14 protein-coding genes and 1 pseudogene are annotated in these 15,894 nt (G+C 73.1%); 2 read left to right on the top strand and 13 right to left on the bottom strand.

Features of this window, described 5'->3' with window-relative positions:
* Nucleotides 1–101 precede the first annotated feature (101 nt).
* The gene (locus JKP76_RS05410) at nt 102–566 is read left to right on the top strand and encodes an ATP-binding protein (protein ID WP_200489870.1); all 465 of its coding nucleotides are present in this window, start codon (nt 102–104) and stop codon (nt 564–566) included.
* A gap of 62 nt (nt 567–628) precedes the next feature.
* Here JKP76_RS05410 and JKP76_RS05405 read toward each other — a convergent pair whose 3' ends face one another.
* The 12 genes and pseudogenes from JKP76_RS05405 to JKP76_RS05350 form a co-directional block, all read right to left on the bottom strand.
* Nucleotides 629–1,120 carry a hypothetical protein gene (locus JKP76_RS05405; RefSeq protein WP_309230064.1) on the bottom strand — a complete coding sequence of 164 codons (492 nt, stop codon included), beginning with the start codon at nt 1,118–1,120 and terminating at the stop codon, nt 629–631.
* Entirely contained in the window at nt 1,117–1,479 is a 363-nt protein-coding gene (locus JKP76_RS05400; RefSeq protein ID WP_200489869.1) for a response regulator, read from the bottom strand. Before JKP76_RS05400 ends, JKP76_RS05405 begins: the two co-directional genes overlap by 4 nt.
* A 35-nt stretch (nt 1,480–1,514) precedes the next feature.
* Entirely contained in the window at nt 1,515–2,420 is a 906-nt protein-coding gene (locus JKP76_RS20395; protein ID WP_242471193.1) for a response regulator, read from the bottom strand.
* A gap of 50 nt (nt 2,421–2,470) precedes the next feature.
* On the bottom strand, nt 2,471–3,244 hold the full coding sequence (locus JKP76_RS05385) for a protein-glutamate O-methyltransferase CheR (protein WP_200489867.1): 774 nt from the start codon (nt 3,242–3,244) through the stop codon (nt 2,471–2,473).
* Nucleotides 3,241–4,368, bottom strand: a complete 1,128-nt coding sequence (locus JKP76_RS05380) for a chemotaxis response regulator protein-glutamate methylesterase (protein WP_200489866.1) — start codon at nt 4,366–4,368, stop codon at nt 3,241–3,243. Before JKP76_RS05380 ends, JKP76_RS05385 begins: the two co-directional genes overlap by 4 nt.
* A gap of 356 nt (nt 4,369–4,724) precedes the next feature.
* Nucleotides 4,725–5,621 (bottom strand): hypothetical protein, encoded by an 897-nt coding sequence (locus JKP76_RS05375; protein WP_200489865.1) that lies wholly within the window; start codon nt 5,619–5,621, stop codon nt 4,725–4,727.
* 150 nt (nt 5,622–5,771) lie between these two features.
* Nucleotides 5,772–6,236 carry a chemotaxis protein CheW gene (locus tag JKP76_RS05370; protein WP_200489864.1) on the bottom strand — a complete coding sequence of 155 codons (465 nt, stop codon included), beginning with the start codon at nt 6,234–6,236 and terminating at the stop codon, nt 5,772–5,774.
* Between the two features lies 1 nt (nt 6,237).
* A complete protein-coding gene (locus tag JKP76_RS20390) occupies nt 6,238–7,530 on the bottom strand; it encodes a chemotaxis protein CheW (protein WP_309232852.1) in 1,293 nt (430 codons plus the stop codon).
* Nucleotides 7,531–7,822: 292 nt separating this feature from the next.
* A pseudogene (locus tag JKP76_RS20385) lies at nt 7,823–8,710 on the bottom strand (Hpt domain-containing protein); the annotation flags it as partial.
* A gap of 149 nt (nt 8,711–8,859) precedes the next feature.
* Complete coding sequence (locus JKP76_RS05360) at nt 8,860–10,497, bottom strand: methyl-accepting chemotaxis protein (RefSeq protein WP_200489863.1); 1,638 nt, start codon at nt 10,495–10,497, stop codon at nt 8,860–8,862.
* Between the two features lie 98 nt (nt 10,498–10,595).
* Entirely contained in the window at nt 10,596–12,194 is a 1,599-nt protein-coding gene (locus tag JKP76_RS05355) for a methyl-accepting chemotaxis protein (protein WP_200489861.1), read from the bottom strand.
* A gap of 224 nt (nt 12,195–12,418) precedes the next feature.
* On the bottom strand, nt 12,419–13,333 hold the full coding sequence (locus JKP76_RS05350) for a methyl-accepting chemotaxis protein (RefSeq protein WP_375335625.1): 915 nt from the start codon (nt 13,331–13,333) through the stop codon (nt 12,419–12,421).
* Here JKP76_RS05350 and JKP76_RS05345 point away from each other — a divergent pair.
* Entirely contained in the window at nt 13,326–14,114 is a 789-nt protein-coding gene (locus tag JKP76_RS05345) for a hypothetical protein (RefSeq protein WP_200489862.1), read from the top strand. The two genes, JKP76_RS05350 and JKP76_RS05345, sit on opposite strands and share 8 nt — an antisense overlap.
* 32 nt (nt 14,115–14,146) lie before the next feature.
* Here the strand turns inward: JKP76_RS05345 and JKP76_RS05340 are convergent, their stop codons facing one another.
* Nucleotides 14,147–15,745: a methyl-accepting chemotaxis protein gene (locus JKP76_RS05340; RefSeq protein ID WP_200489861.1), complete on the bottom strand. Its 1,599-nt coding sequence runs from the start codon at nt 15,743–15,745 to the stop codon at nt 14,147–14,149.
* Between the last annotated feature and the right edge of the window lie 149 nt (nt 15,746–15,894).

The following is a 15,894-nucleotide window of genomic DNA, read 5'->3' as shown; positions in this document are numbered from 1 at the left end:
CACGGCCCCGGACGGCCACGACACGCCCCTCCGGCGGTTTTCCGGGCCGCCCTCGGGGGCATTCCCCGAGGCGTCCAGCACAGGGCGATCGAGGGAGAGGCATGGCGCGTCGACTGGCCTGGCCGTTGCGACCCCTGCCGGACGGCCGCGGTGAGGTGTGGCGCTGGCACCTGCGCGCGCTCGCCGAGCTGCCCGCGGCCCGGAAGGGTCTCCGCCGCCGCCTCGGGGACGCCGGGTTCCCGCACGACGACGACGGGGACGGCTCCAGCGAGCAGCTGGTGCTGGCCTTCGACGAGCTGGCCTCGAACGCGCTGCGGCACGGCGAGACGCCGGTGGTCGCCACGGTGATCGCCGGCTCCGGCGGCTGGTTGCTGGACGTGAGCGACCGGGCGCCCGAGATCGTCCCGGCGCCGACGGTGGACCGCGACCCGGCGCAGGGCGGCATGGGGCTGCAGCTGGTGGCGCGGCTGGCGGTCGCGCACGGCTGGTACGTCGACACCGGCGCCAAGCACGTGTGGGCCTGCCTGCCCAGCACGGTCGACGACCGGGAGTCCGTCCCCGCCTGAGGGAGGACATGCGCCCGGGGCGGCGGGAACGCGAGTTCCGGCGCCGCCCCGGGGCGTCTCTGTCACGGCAGGACGAGCGAGAGAGCTCCCTTGCCGTAGGTGGGGACCTCGATGGCCAGGTCCACCCGGTTGAAGGCGGCGAGCATGCCGGCCAGGTCGCCGGGCAGCTCCTCGCCGGGGGCGTAGAGCTTGTGCAGCTTGGAGTGCGGCGCGCCCTGCGTGTTGAACAGCGCGGCGAGCACGTTGACGACCTCGTGCAGCGCCTCGACCTGCATGCCGGTCAGCTCGCCGTCCTCCTCGACGGCGTCCTGGCAGCCCCCGGGGGGCAGCAGGGCCAGGGCACCGCCGGTGTAGGCCGACGCCCCCAGGTCCATCAGGCACAGGGCGTTGACGTTCATGTGCGGGTCGACGTAGACGGCCACGGAGACCGGCCGGTCGGGCGCGGGGGTGACGGGGGCGCCGGGGGTGACGGCCACGGGCTTGCCCACCAGGCCGGTGAGCATGTCGCGGACGTCCTTGGCCGCGGGCAGGGGGATGGTGCCGGCGGCGGTCACGCGATCACCCCGCTGAGGGCTTCCTGGAACGTCTCCTCGTTGAACGGCTTGGCGATGAGGAACAGCGCGCCGGCGTTGGCGGCCCGCTCGCGCATCTCCGGGGAGCCCTCCGAGGTGACGAAGCCGAACGGGACGGCGGAGCCCGACGAGCGCAGGGCCTGCAGGCACTCGATCCCGGTCATGTTGGGCATGTTCCAGTCCGACAGGACCAGGTCGGGCTTCTCGGAACCGACCTTGGCCAGCGCGTCGGCGCCGTCCTCGGCCTCGACGATGTCGTGGTCGTCGTAGCCCGCCTGCCGCAGCGTGCGGATGACGATCTGCCGCATGACGCGGCTGTCGTCGGCGATCAGGATCTTCACAGCGGTACCTCGTTCTTCCGGCGAGCAGGTGCGGGTCAGCGGGGGGCGGGGAGCGGCGGGAGCGCTCCCTGCACGGAGATGGAGACGGGCTCGCCGCGCCACTGCAGCTCCACGCGGCAGAGGTCGGCGGGGTTGCGGAGCGCGGGGGCGGATCCGACGTCGGGGAGGCTCAGCCCGGAGGGCCCGGGCAGCGCGGCCTTGACGTTGCCGCCCACGACGTTGGCGATCTCGCCGAAGGCGTCGGCGACGTCCTCCTCCTCGAGCACCGCGGGGGAGTGCTCGCGCAGCAGGGCGCGGGTGAGCTCCTCGGCGGTGCGGCGCCCGGTGGTGAGGACGACGCTGCCGGTCCAGGGGCCGACGACGTCGACCCAGCTGGAGACGGGGTCGGTGGCCGGGCCGCCGGGCAGCGGGACGAGCACCTCGTCCTCGCCGACCAGGGAGATCCAGGCCTCCTGGGCGATCGACTCGACGGTGCCCTCGTCGATCAGCTCGGTGATGAGCGGGCGGGTGTCACTGCCGCGGCGGCGCTCGCCGGAGTCGAGGGTCGTCACAGCGCGGCCTCCTGGGGGAGCAGGCCGAGCAGCGCGAGCTTGTCGCGCGATGGCGTCGGCGGTGAACGGCTTGATCACGTACTCGTGGGCGCCGGCGGCCAGGGCGCGCACGATCTGCGTGTGCTCGCTCTCGGAGGTGACCATCATGATCGTCATCGAGCGCCAGCCCGGGTTGGAGCGGACGGCGGAGACGAACTGCAGCCCGTCCATGACCGGCATGTTCCAGTCGACGCAGACCAGGTCGGGCAGCTCCTCGCGCCCCAGGCCCTCGAGCACGTCCAGGCCTTCGCGGCCGTGCCCGGCCTGCTGTGTCTCGTAGCCGAGATCCCCGAGGATCCCGGAGACGATCCGGCGCATCGCGCGCGAGTCGTCGATCACCAGAGCACGCATCACTTCCCCTTCGACGGGCGGTAGGCGGAGCTGCGGCCGACGACGACCCGCTACCAGGAGTCGTCCACCCCGAGCGTGGTCTCAGCCGCGCCGAGGAACAGCCAGCCGTCGGGACGCATGAGCTCGCGGACCCGGCGGAGGATCGCCTGCTTGGTGGGCAGGTCGAAGTAGATGAGCACGTTGCGCAGGTAGACCACGTCGAACGGGCCCATCCGGGGCAGCGGCGCGGCCAGGTTGCACTGGCTCGCCGTCACCATGCGGCGCAGCGCCGGCGCGACCTCCCACTCGTTGCCGGCCCGGGTGAAGTGCCGGACCAGCATCGGGGCGGGCAGCCCGCGGTTGACCTCGAGCTGGCTGAACCGGCCGGCCCGGGTGCGCTCGACCATCTCGCGGGAGATGTCGGTGGCGGTGATCGAGATCCGGGACGCGGCGTTGGGCAGCGCGTCCTCCAGGAGCATCGCGATCGTGTACGCCTCCTGCCCGCTCGAGCAGGCCGCCGACCAGATCTGCAGCCGCTCGTTGGGGCCGCGCGCGCTGAGCAGCGAGGGCAGCACCGTGGAGGTGAGCGCCGTGAACGGGTCACCGTCGCGGAACCACGAGGTCTCGTTCGTGGTGAGCGCCTCGACGATCCGGCGGGTGCTGTCGGCGTCCGGACGGGTCCGCACCTTCTCGACGAAGGTGGAGACGTCGCTCAGGCCGGCCTGGCGGGCGATAGGCAGCAGCCGCGCCTCCACCAGGTACTCCTTGCCGGGCTGGAGGACGATCGCGCTCTCCTTGTGCACCAGCTGGCGCACCCAGTCGAAGCTCGTCGTGGTGAGGGTCATCGGATGCCTCCGGACAGGACGGCGCGGCCGGGCACCGGTGCGGTGGCGGGGGAGGGGACGCGGGCGGGGACGCCCGACAGGTGGCGGCCGAGCGCCTCGGCGATGCGGTCCAGCGGCAGGACCTCGTCGGCCAGGCCGGCCTGGGTGACCGCGCCGGGCATGCCCCAGACGACCGAGGTGGCCTGGTCCTGGGCGAGCACGGTGCCGCCGGCGGCCCGGATCTCGGCGGCGCCGTTGCGGCCGTCGGAGCCCATGCCGGTGAGCACGAGGCCGAGCACCGCGCCGTCGTAGGCGGCGACGGCGGAGCGGAACAACGGATCGACGGCGGGGCGGCAGAAGTTCTCCGGCGGGCCCTGGGTCAGGCCGGTGGTGTGCGCGCCGCGGCCGGGGCGGACCAGCAGGTGGTGGTCGCCGGGGGCCAGGTGCACGGTGCCCGGCTGCAGGGGCACGCCGTCGGTCGCCTCGACCACCCGCAGCGCGCAGAGCCGGTCGAGGCGCTGGGCGAACTGGCGGGTGAAGACCGGGGGCATGTGCTGCACGACCAGGACCGGCACCGGGAGGGTCGCCGGCAGCTGCGGCAGCAGCTTGGCCAGCGCCTCCGGTCCACCGGTGGAGGAGCCGATCACCAGGACGGCGGGCTTCTTGGTCGGGGTGGCGCGCGGCGGGGCCGGGCGCGGCGGGGGGATCGGCGCGGCGGTGCGGACCGGGCCCACGGGGCGGCCGGTGAGCGCCTTGATCTTGGGGATGAGCTGCTCGCGGACGCTCTCCATGGACTGCGCGACGCTGCCGACGTTGGCCGGCTTGGTGACGTAGTCGTTGGCGCCCGCGGAGAGCGCGTCGAGGGTGGCGGTCGCGCCGCGCTCGGTGAGCGTGCTGAACATGATGATCGGGACGCGGTTGCGGCTGCCGCGGATCGCGCGGACCGCCTCGATGCCGTTCATCTCCGGCATCTCGATGTCCATCGTGATCAGGTCGGGGGCCAGCGCGGCGAGCTTGCTCAGGGCCACCTTGCCGTTGACGGCGGTGCCCACCACCTCGATGCCCGGGTCCTCGGACAGCACGTCGGTGACGATCTTGCGGACGACGACCGAGTCGTCGACCACCATCACCCGGATGGGCTTCACGTGCGTCCTCCTGGTTCCTGCCGGTGCGCAGCCCGACAGGCTGATCACTGCTCCATCGGCACCGTTCCCCCGCTTCTTGAGCAGGGCCGGCCGACTGCGGGATGCGCATTCCGGGGCTTTCCCGTCGTCACATCCGCACCAGGAGCATCGACCGCACCACGGGGAAAGAAAAGGCGACGGACGCAACCGTTACGCAATTCCCGGATGACCGCACGAATGGCGGTCGAAAAGGCATCTCGGTGCCTTGTCGACAATTCCGGGACGATGGCCCCGGCCCTTTCGGGAGCAGCCCGCGGACCTGCGGGTTCCCGCCGTCGGCAGCCCCGGCCGCGGCCCGCGACGGCGGGGGAGGGGGCTCAGGCGGCGCGGGTGAGGGGCGCGCGCAGGACGGTCAGCGCGCCCTCGTCGAGCAGGTCGGCCATCGCGATGCCCTGCACGCACCCGGCGACGGCGTTCCACGCACCGGCCGCGCCGTCGTGCCGGTCGAAGCCGGCGTCGAGGAAGGCCTGGACGGCGTGCAGCTGCGCGGTGGCCAGCACGCGGGTCCGGCCGGAGACGTGCGCGGCCCAGGACGCCTCGTGCATGGCGGTGGCCCACGGGCGGCGCTCGGCGCGGCCCTCGTCCACCGCGGCCCGCCAGCGGGCCCGGCCGGCGTCGTCCAGCGCGCGCAGCCCGTCGAGGAACGCGGTCAGCTCGGCCCCGGGCGCACCCAGGTCGAGGCTCTCCGGGCCGGCCGGGGGCGCGGTGTCGGCCACCCGGTCGTAGGAGGCGGTGAGCTCGCGGCGCACCAGGGGCGGGAGCACGCCCGCGGCCCAGTAGCCGACGGCCGCGTCGGCGAGGACGTCGGCGGCCTCGGCGAGCAGGCCGGCGTCGAGCAGGCCGGCGGCAGGGTGCTCGCCGCTCAGCACGTCGTCGCGGAGCAGCCGCTCCAGGGTGGGGGCGTCACCGATCGTGCCCTGCTCGAGCTGCTCGACCAGGATCGCGGCCCGATCGCCGGCGGCGCGGGCCCCGGCCGCGGCGGTGCGCACGTGCGGCACGGAGACGGCCATCTCGCGGGCCCGGCGGGACCGGACGGCGAGGGTCAGCCGCTGGCCGTGCTCCAGCCCGCGGGCCGGGTGTGCGGCGCCGAGGCGGGCCAGCGCGGCGTCGTCGGCCTGCAGGGCGGAGAGCAGCACGCCCGCCACCTGGCGGCCGGCCGGGAGGCGGACCAGGTCGAACCCGAGGGTGGCGGCACTGACCAACGTGTAGGGCACGGCAGCGCCTCCAGGACCGGGGATCGGACACCCCATGCTGGCGGTAACGACTGCGGAACGCCACGCGGCCGTCACCCCATGGCAGGACCATGTCGGGATGACGGCCGCGTGTCCGGTGAAGATGCGTCACCGGACGGTTGCATTGAGTGACTAGGCGCTGACGGCCTTGTGCACGTCCAGCGCCAGCAGCAGCGAGCCGTCGAGCTTGTAGGCGCCGCGGATCAGGTCGCGGGCCGGACCCTCGAGCGTGTCCGGCGGCGCCTCGAAGTCCGCGGCGTCCACGTCGACGACGTCGGCGATGGAGTCCACGAGCAGGCTCACCGCCTCGCCGTCGAGCCGGACGACGATGACGACGGCGTCGGTGCCCTCGGGGCGGGCCGGGCGGCCGAGCCGCTCGCGCAGCTCGATCGCCGTCACCACCTGGCCGCGCAGGTTGATCAGGCCGGCGACGGCGCTGGGCGCCAGCGGCACGCGGGTGAGCTGCTGGCTGCGCAGCACCTCCTGCACGTGCGCGACCTCGACGCCGTAGAGGTCGCCGTCCAGGCGGAAGGTGGCCAGCTGGCCGCTGGTGGCCGGGGCCACCGCGTCCGCGGCGGAGTCGGTCGTGAGGGTCACGTCAGACCTCCAGGTAGGAGCCGGGGACGCCGGCCGGCGTCGCGGGGTCGGGGGAGGAGGCGGCGTGGCCGGCGTAGAACGCCGGGTCGGCCGCGAGGATGGCGGCGCGGACGTCGAGCAGCTCGGTCACGCGGTCCCCCAGGACGGCGGAGCCCAGCAGGCCCAGGTCGTCGATGTCGCTGCGCACCGCGGCCTCGCCGTCGACGATGTCGAGGATCTCCTCGACGACGATCGCGACGCTGCGGCCGGAGTCGGCGTAGACGATCACCTCGAGCACCTCGCGGTCGCTCTCGCCGTAGGCGCCCAGGTGCCGGTCCAGCCGGACGATCGGCAGGATCGCGCCGCGGTACTGCACCACCTCGCGGTTGCCGACCTTCTCCACCGCGTCGGCCCGGACCTGCTCGAGCCGGGTGACGGTGTCCAGCGGGATCGCCACGCGGCGCCCCCCGCCGATGGAGGCCAGCAGCATCCGCTGCCGCTCGGTCTCGGCGGCGGCCGCGGAGCTCACCGACGCGCGGGACTCCTGGCGCTCGGCGGTCTCGGTGCGCAGGGCGCGGCGGGCCAGGGCCTGCACGTCGAGGATGAGCGCAACCGTGCCGTCACCCAGCACGGTGGCGCCGGAGTAGAGCCCGATCTGCTTGAGCTGCCCGCCGACCGCCTTGACGACGATCTCCTCGGTGTTGATGACCCGGTCCACGACCAGGCCGAAGCGCCGGCCCTCGGAGCGGAGGACGGCGATGACGACGTGGCCGTCGTGCCGCTCGGAGGTCAGGCCCAGGACGTCGGTGAGCCGGACGAGGGGGAGCAGCTCGCCGCGCAGCCGGTAGACCTGCGCGCCGCCGACCTCCTCGACGGCGTTGGCGGCCTTCTCGGCGTCCAGGCTGACCAGCTCCTGCAGGCTGATCTGCGGGATGGCGTAGCGGTCGCTGGCGCACTCGACGGTCAGCGCCGGGACGATCGCCAAGGTCAGCGGGATGCGCAGCCGGCAGACGGTGCCGATGCCGGGGTCGGACTCGACCTCGATGGTGCCGCCGATGGACTCGATGTTGGTCTTGACCACGTCCATGCCGACGCCGCGACCGGAGACGTTGGTGACCGCGGCGGCGGTGGAGAAGCCCGGCAGGAAGATCATCTGCAGGATGTCCTGCGGGCTCATGCGGGCGAGCGCCTCGGGCGTGACGACGCCGCGCTCGACGGCCTTGGCGCCGACCTTCTGCGGGTCGATGCCGGCGCCGTCGTCCGCGACCTCGACGACGACCTGGCCGCTCTCGTGGCGGGCGCGCAGGGTGAGCACGCCCTCGGCGGGCTTGCCGACCTTCTTGCGCGCCTCGGGCGCCTCGCATGCCGTGGTCGACGGAGTTGCGGACCAGGTGGGTCAGCGGGTCCTTGACCGCCTCGAGCAGGGTCTTGTCGAGCTCGGTCTCGCGACCCTCCATCTCCAGGCGGATCGACTTCTTCAGGTTCGCCCCGAGGTCGCGGACGACCCGCGGGAGCTTGGACCAGATGTGGTCGATCGGCTGCATGCGCGTCTTCATGACGCCCTCCTGCAGCTCGCTGGCGATGAGGTTCAGCCGCTGCGAGGCCCGGATCAGGTCGGTGTCGGTCTGCCGCGCGACGTTCTGCACGATCTGGTTGCGGGTGAGCACCAGCTCGCCCACGAGCAGCATCAGCTCGTCGAGCAGGTCGACGTCGACCCGGATGGTGCTGTCGGCGACGGCGCGGCGCGGCTGACCGCCGGTGCCCTCGGCCGCGGGCGCCTCCTGCTCGGGGGCGTCCGGGGTGGCGTCCAGGGCCGGATCGGGGGTCGGCTCCGGGGTGGGCTCCTCGGACCGGATCTCGGGCACGGGGGTGGTCACGTCCTCGATGAGCTCGTCGGCGGGTACGGGGGCCGGCGCGGGGACGGCGGCCTTGCCGCGAGGGGCGCGCTTGGCGGGTGCCTTGGCGGCGGTCTTGGGGGCGGTCTTGGCGGCGGGCTTGGCGGCGGGCTTGGTCGCCGTCGTGGTCGCCGTCGTGGTGGCGGTCGCGGCTGCGACCGGCTCGGCGGGGGCCTCGACGGTTGCCTCGACCGGCGCGGCGGCCGGCGCCGGGGCGTCCTCCATCGCGGCGGTGACCGCAGCGACGGCGGCCGAGACGTCGACCGAGCCCTCGCCGCCGCTGGCCTCGATGGAGGCCAGCAGCGCGCGCACCGTGTCGACCATCTGCAGCAGCACCGTGGTGCGGTGCGGCGTCAGCGCCAGCTCGCCGTCCCGCAGCCGGGAGAGCATGTTCTCGCCGACGTGCGTGACCTCCTCCAGCCGGTTGAAGGCCAGGAAGCCGCTGGTGCCCTTGATGGTGTGGATGGTCCGGAAGATGCTGGACAGCCGCTCGCGGGAGTTGGGCTCCTGCTCCAGCGCCACCAGGTCGGAGTCGAGCTGGTCGAGGTTCTCGTGGCTCTCGACCAGGAACTCCTCGACGATGTCGTCCAGACCGTCCACGGGTTGTCCTTCTCTCTGCTTCGCGCCGGGACGCGTTCGTCCCGGTGGTGTTTCGGCGCGGCGGGCGGGGGAGTCAAGGTGAATCCGCCGCCCGCCGCGGCCGTCTGAGCTGTTATCGGCACCCGCCGTCCCGGGTGGGACGGCGCGGTTCAGTACGTGAAGCGGCCCACCGTGGTGCGCAGGTCGGCGGCCATCCGGGAGAGCTCGTCCACGGCCGTCCGCGTCTGGGTCAGCGCCTGCGTGGTCGAGTCCGCCGCCGTGGAGACGCCGGTGATGTTCTCCGCGATCTGGCCCGAGCCGGCCGCGGCCTCCTGCACCGAGCGCGACATCTCGTTGGTGGTCGCCGTCTGCTCCTCCACCGCCGAGGCGATCGTGGTCTGCCGGTCGGAGATCTGCGCCACGATCGTGCTGATCTCCTCGATCGCGGCCACCGCCGCCGTCGTGTCGCCCTGGATCGACTGCACCCGGCGGGCGATGTCCTCGGTCGCCTTCGCCGTCTCCTGCGCCAGCTCCTTCACCTCGTTGGCGACCACGGCGAAGCCCTTGCCCGCCTCACCGGCCCGCGCCGCCTCGATCGTCGCGTTCAGCGCCAGCAGGTTGGTCTGCTCGGCGATCGAGGTGATGACCTTCACCACGTTGCCGATCTCGGCCGAGGACTCCCCCAGCTTGCTCACCGTGGCGGTGGTCCGCTCCGCGGCGGTCACCGCGCGGGCGGCCACGTCACTGGCCTCCGCGGCGTTGGACGCGATCTCGCGGATCGAGGCACCCATCTGCTCCGCACCCGCAGCGACGGTCTGGACGCTGCGCGACACCTCCTCGGCAGCGCTGGACACCACGCCGGACTGCGCGCTGGTCTCCTCCGCCGACGCCGAGATCTGCGCCGACGACGCCGACAGCTCCTCCGACGACGCGGCCACCGCATCGGCCGAGCCGGCCACCTGGCCCAGCACCACCCGCAGGGTGCCGATGGCCTCGTCGAGCGCCGCCGCGGTCCGGCCGACCTCGTCGCCCTGCACGACGCCGCTGGTCCGGGTCAGGTCGCCGGCCGCCAGGGCGGTGGCCACGTCGACGACCGCGCCGAGCGGCCGGGTGATGCGCCGCGCCACGGCGAGCGCGACGGCGAGGACGAGCGCGCCGCCCAGGACGATGACGCCCACCATGATCTGGGTGGTCCGTGCCTGCTGCTCGTCCGCCGCCGTCCTGGCGTCGGCGAGGCGGTCGTCGAGCGACTCCCGGAGGGTGCTCGTCAGGTCCAGCAGGTCGTAGTAGACGCCGAACCCGTCCTGCAGGATCACCTGGTCCGCGGCGTCGATGGCCTCCGGGGTGTCCTGCGCGTACAGGGCGGCGGCCTGGTCGTCCAGCGCGAAGAAGTCGTCCCACCGGGCGTCGATCTGCTCGACGACGGCGCGCTCGTCGTCGGTGAGCACCTCCGTCGGGGCGTCCGAGAGCTCCACCCGGAGCTTCTCGCTGATGTCGAGGAAGCCGGCCCGGTTGCCACCCTCGGTCGGCTGCACCGCGGCGACGCCGCCCAGCCGGCGGGCGTCCCACGCGTAGGAGACCTGCCACCCGCTGACGTCGGCGTTGTAGGTCTGGACGCTCTGCACGAAGTCGGCCGCGTCCGCGAGGGCGGTGACCTCGTCGAGGCTGTCGCCGGCGCTGCCGAGGCCGGCGATCGCGAAGCCGCCCACCGCCACGGCGGCCGCCATCCCCGCGGCGCCCACGGCGAGGATCTTGCTGCGGACGCCGAGGCTCCTCCGACGTGCTGGGCTGGTCGTGCTGTGCGGCATGGCGGTTCTGTCCTTCTGGAGCGGGTCGATGTGCCGGGAGGGTCAGGCGTCGTGGGCGGGGGTGACCGGCGTGCCGGTCACCCCCGCCCTGACGTCCCTCAGTAGGTGAAGCGGCCCACGCTGGTGCGCAGGTCGGCGGCCATGCGGGAGAGCTCGTCGACCGCGGTGCGCGTCTGGGTCAGCGCCTGCGTGGTGGAGTTCGCCGCCGTCAAGACGCCGGTGATGTTCTCCGCGATCTGAACGGTCCCGGAGGCGGCCTCCTGGACCGAGCGCGACATCTCGTTGGTGGTCGCCGTCTGCTCCTCGACCGCGCTGGCGATCGTGGTCTGCCGGTCGGAGATCTGCGCGACGATGCTCGAGATCTCCTCGATCGCGCTCACCGCGGCGGTGGTGTCGCCCTGGATGGCCAGCACCCGGCGGGCGATGTCCTCCGTGGCCTTGGCCGTCTCCTGGGCGAGCTCCTTGACCTCGTTCGCGACGACGGCGAAGCCCTTGCCCGCCTCACCGGCACGTGCGGCCTCGATGGTCGCGTTGAGCGCCAGCAGATTGGTCTGCTCGGCGATGCTGGTGATCACCTTCACCACGTTGCCGATCTCCACCGAGGACTCCCCCAGCTTCGTGACCGTGGCCGTCGTCGTCTCGGCTGCGGTGACCGCGCGGGCGGCCACCTCCGAGGCCTCCGCGGCGTTGCTGGCGATCTCGCGGATCGAGGCGCCCATCTGCTCCGCGCCCGCGGCGACGGTCTGCACGCTGCGCGAGACCTCCTCGGCGGCACCGGAGACCACGCCCGACTGCGCACTGGTCTCCTCGGCCGAGGCCGAGATCTGCGCCGACGAGGCGGAGAGCTCCTCGGACGAGGCCGCGACGGCGTCGGCCGAGCTCACCACGCCGGCCATCACGAGCCGCAGCTGGCTCTGGGCCTCGCCCAGCGCCTCGGCCATCCGGCCCAGCTCGTCCCGCGAGTGCACGGGCGGCACGGCGGTCAGGTCACCCTCGGCCAGCGCGACCACGGATGCCTGCACGTCCTTCACCGTGCGGACCATCTGCCGGACGACGTAGAAGGCCAGTGCGCCCGCCAGCAGGACACCCGCGGTGAGGGCGATCCACAGCGTGAGCACGGCCGACGACGCCATGTTCTCCGCCGCATCGGTGTCCTCCTGGCCCGCGGCCACCCGCCGGTCCTGAGCGGCCTGGTACTCGTCCATGGCCAGGTCCGCGGCGTCCTGGAGCGGTCCGGCGATCACCTGTCCCGCGGTCACGAGGTCCCCGGCCCGGGCCGCCGGCAGGAGCTGGCCCTCGGCGGCCGCGTAGTAGTCGTCCAGGTGGCCGCGGAAGACCGCGAAGGCCTCCTTGTTGACCGTGTACTGGGCGTAGTCGTCGAGCTGCTGCTCGATGGTCTGACGCCGCTCCGCCAGGTCGGTCTCCAGCGCCGCGCGCGTCGTCTCGTCGGCGAGCGCGTACTGGTTGTAGCGGGCCCGGTCGCCCTGCCAGCTGCGCTGGATGTTGGCCAGGTCCGCCAGCGAGGTGACGTTGGTGTTGATCTCGGCCGAGGCCGCGCTCAGCGAGCCAATCCGCGTGACCGCGATGACGGTCATCGTCACGGCCACCAGCGCGAGCACCGCGATGGCCGCCCCGATCTTGACCGCGATGGGCCGGTCGGCGAACCACCGACGGCGGGGGGTGGGGCTGCTGTTCACGGGAGCTCCTGCTGTGACTGACGGGTCGGACGAGCAGGAGCCTGGGGCATTTCGGACGGTGCGATCCGCTATTGCGGCGCGTGTCGCAACTCGACGCCGGAGAAAGGTCGGCGACCTCCTCGCGGATGTCGACAAGCAGCCATTCCCGTCACCGGTCGATCGGTGTACGGAATGGTGCGACGGGAGGGGTGGCGACCCATTCGTCGTCACCCCTCCCGCGCGGTTCAGTAGGTGAAGCGGCCCACCGTGGTGCGCAGGTCGGCGGCCATCCGGGAGAGCTCGTCCACCGCCGTCCGCGTCTGGGTCAGCGCCTGCGTGGTCGAGTCCGCCGCCGTGGAGACGCCGGTGATGTTCTCCGCGATCTGGCCCGAGCCGGCCGCGGCCTCCTGCACCGAGCGCGACATCTCGTTGGTGGTCGCCGTCTGCTCCTCCACCGCCGAGGCGATCGCGGTCTGCCGGTCGGAGATCTGCGCCACGATCGTGCTGATCTCCTCGATCGCGGCCACCGCCGCCGTCGTGTCGCCCTGGATCGACTGCACCCGGCGGGCGATGTCCTCGGTCGCCTTCGCCGTCTCCTGCGCCAGCTCCTTCACCTCGTTGGCGACCACGGCGAAGCCCTTGCCCGCCTCACCGGCCCGCGCCGCCTCGATCGTCGCGTTCAGCGCCAGCAGGTTGGTCTGCTCGGCGATCGAGGTGATGACCTTCACCACGTTGCCGATCTCCGCCGAGGACTCGCCCAACTTGGCCACGGTGGCGGTGGTCGTCTCCGCCGCGACCACCGCGCGGGCGGCCACGTCACTGGCCTCCGCGGCGTTGGACGCGATCTCGCGGATCGACGCACCCATCTGCTCCGCACCGGCGGCCACGGTCTGCACGTTGCGGGACACCTCCTCGGCGGCGCCGGAGACGACCCCTGCCTGGGCCGAGGTCTCCTCCGCACCGGCGGCGATCTGCGCCGACGACGCCGACAGCTCCTCCGACGACGCCGCGACCGCGTCGGCCGAACCGACCACACCGGCCATGACCTCGCGCAGCGACCCCACGGCCGTGTCCAGCGCCTGCCCCATGCGCCCGAGCTCGTCCTCGGAGGCGAGACCGCTGGTGCGGGTCAGGTCGCCGGCCGCCAGGGCGGTGGCCACGTCGACGACCGCGCCGAGCGGCCGGGATTGCGCCGCGCCAGGCGAGCGCGACGGCGAGGACGAGCGCACCCAGGACGATGACGCCCACCATGATCTGGGTGGTCCGTGCCTGCTGCTCGTCCGCCGCCGTCCTGGCGTCGGCGAGGCGGTCGTCGAGCGACTCCCGGAGGGTGCTCGTCAGGTCCAGCAGGTCGTAGTAGACGCCGAACCGTCCTGCAGGATCACCTGGTCCGCGGCGTCGATGGCCTCCCAGGGTGTCCTGCGCGTACAGGGCGGCGGCCTGGTCGTCCAGCGCGAAGAAGTCGTCCCACCGGGCGTCGATCTGCTCGACGACGGCGCGCTCGTCGTCGGTGAGCACCTCCGTCGGGGCGTCCGAGAGCTCCACCCGGAGCTTCTCGCTGATGTCGAGGAAGCCGGCCCGGTTGCCACCCTCGGTCGGCTGCACCGCGGCGACGCCGCCCAGCCGGCGGGCGTCCCACGCGTAGGAGACCTGCCACCCGCTGACGTCGGCGTTGTAGGTCTGGACGCTCTGCACGAAGTCGGCCGCGTCCGCGAGGGCGGTGACCTCGTCGAGGCTGTCGCCGGCGCGCCGAGGCCGGCGATCGCGAAGCCGCCCACCGCCACGGCGGCCGCCATCCCCGCGGCGCCCACGGCGAGGATCTTGCTGCGGACGCCGAGGCTCCTCCGACGTGCTGGGCTGGTCGTGCTGTGCGGCATGGCGGTTCTGTCCTTCTGGAGCGGGTCGATGTGCCGGGAGGGTCAGGCGTCGTGGGCGGGGTGACCGGCGTGCCGGTCACCCCGCCCTGACGTCCCTCAGTAGGTGAAGCGGCCCACGCTGGTGCGCAGGTCGGCGGCCATGCGGGAGAGCTCGTCGACCGCGGTGCGCGTCTGGGTCAGCGCCTGCGTGGTGGAGTTCGCCGCCGTCAAGACGCCGGTGATGTTCTCCGCGATCTGAACGGTCCCGGAGGCGGCCTCCTGGACCGAGCGCGACATCTCGTTGGTGGTCGCCGTCTGCTCCTCGACCGCGCTGGCGATCGTGGTCTGCCGGTCGGAGATCTGCGCGACGATGCTCGAGATCTCCTCGATCGCGCTCACCGCGGCGGTGGTGTCGCCCTGGATGGCCAGCACCCGGCGGGCGATGTCCTCCGTGGCCTTGGCCGTCTCCTGGGCGAGCTCCTTGACCTCGTTCGCGACGACGGCGAAGCCCTTGCCCGCCTCACCGGCACGTGCGGCCTCGATGGTCGCGTTGAGCGCCAGCAGATTGGTCTGCTCGGCGATGCTGGTGATCACCTTCACCACGTTGCCGATCTCCACCGAGGACTCCCCCAGCTTCGTGACCGTGGCCGTCGTCGTCTCGGCTGCGGTGACCGCGCGGGCGGCCACCTCCGAGGCCTCCGCGGCGTTGCTGGCGATCTCGCGGATCGAGGCGCCCATCTGCTCCGCGCCCGCGGCGACGGTCTGCACGCTGCGCGAGACCTCCTCGGCGGCACCGGAGACCACGCCCGACTGCGCACTGGTCTCCTCGGCCGAGGCCGAGATCTGCGCCGACGAGGCGGAGAGCTCCTCGGACGAGGCCGCGACGGCGTCGGCCGAGCTCACCACGCCGGCCATCACGAGCCGCAGCTGGCTCTGGGCCTCGCCCAGCGCCTCGGCCATCCGGCCCAGCTCGTCCCGCGAGTGCACGGGCGGCACGGCGGTCAGGTCACCCTCGGCCAGCGCGACCACGGATGCCTGCACGTCCTTCACCGTGCGGACCATCTGCCGGACGACGTAGAAGGCCAGTGCGCCCGCCAGCAGGACACCCGCGGTGAGGGCGATCCACAGCGTGAGCACGGCCGACGACGCCATGTTCTCCGCCGCATCGGTGTCCTCCTGGCCCGCGGCCACCCGCCGGTCCTGAGCGGCCTGGTACTCGTCCATGGCCAGGTCCGCGGCGTCCTGGAGCGGTCCGGCGATCACCTGTCCCGCGGTCACGAGGTCCCCGGCCCGGGCCGCCGGCAGGAGCTGGCCCTCGGCGGCCGCGTAGTAGTCGTCCAGGTGGCCGCGGAAGACCGCGAAGGCCTCCTTGTTGACCGTGTACTGGGCGTAGTCGTCGAGCTGCTGCTCGATGGTCTGACGCCGCTCCGCCAGGTCGGTCTCCAGCGCCGCGCGCGTCGTCTCGTCGGCGAGCGCGTACTGGTTGTAGCGGGCCCGGTCGCCCTGCCAGCTGCGCTGGATGTTGGCCAGGTCCGCCAGCGAGGTGACGTTGGTGTTGATCTCGGCCGAGGCCGCGCTCAGCGAGCCAATCCGCGTGACCGCGATGACGGTCATCGTCACGGCCACCAGCGCGAGCACCGCGATGGCCGCCCCGATCTTGACCGCGATGGGCCGGTCGGCGAACCACCGACGGCGGGGGGTGGGGCTGCTGTTCACGGGAGCTCCTGCTGTGACTGACGGGTCGGACGAGCAGGAGCCTGGGGCATTTCGGACGGTGCGATCCGCTATTGCGGCGCGTGTCGCAACTCGACGCCGGAGAAAGGTCGGCGACCTCCTCGCGGATGTCGACAAGCAGCCATTCCCGT

This window comes from Blastococcus sp. TML/C7B (assembly GCF_016612845.1).
In the GTDB taxonomy this organism is placed as follows: domain Bacteria; phylum Actinomycetota; class Actinomycetes; order Mycobacteriales; family Geodermatophilaceae; genus Blastococcus.
The sequence above is the reverse complement of the archived record's forward strand: the minus strand, read 5'-3'. Positions and strand labels throughout refer to the sequence as shown.

Bases quoted from the DNA above. Each gene is read 5' to 3' on its own strand.
- JKP76_RS05410 (WP_200489870.1), top strand. From the start codon at position 102: ATGGCGCGTCGACTGGCCTGGCCGTTGCGACCCCTGCCGGACGGCCGC.
- JKP76_RS05360 (WP_200489863.1), bottom strand. From the start codon at position 10,497: ATGCCGCACAGCACGACCAGCCCAGCACGTCGGAGGAGCCTCGGCGTC.
- JKP76_RS05385 (WP_200489867.1), bottom strand. From the start codon at position 3,244: ATGACCCTCACCACGACGAGCTTCGACTGGGTGCGCCAGCTGGTGCAC.
- JKP76_RS20395 (WP_242471193.1), bottom strand. From the start codon at position 2,420: ATGCGTGCTCTGGTGATCGACGACTCGCGCGCGATGCGCCGGATCGTC.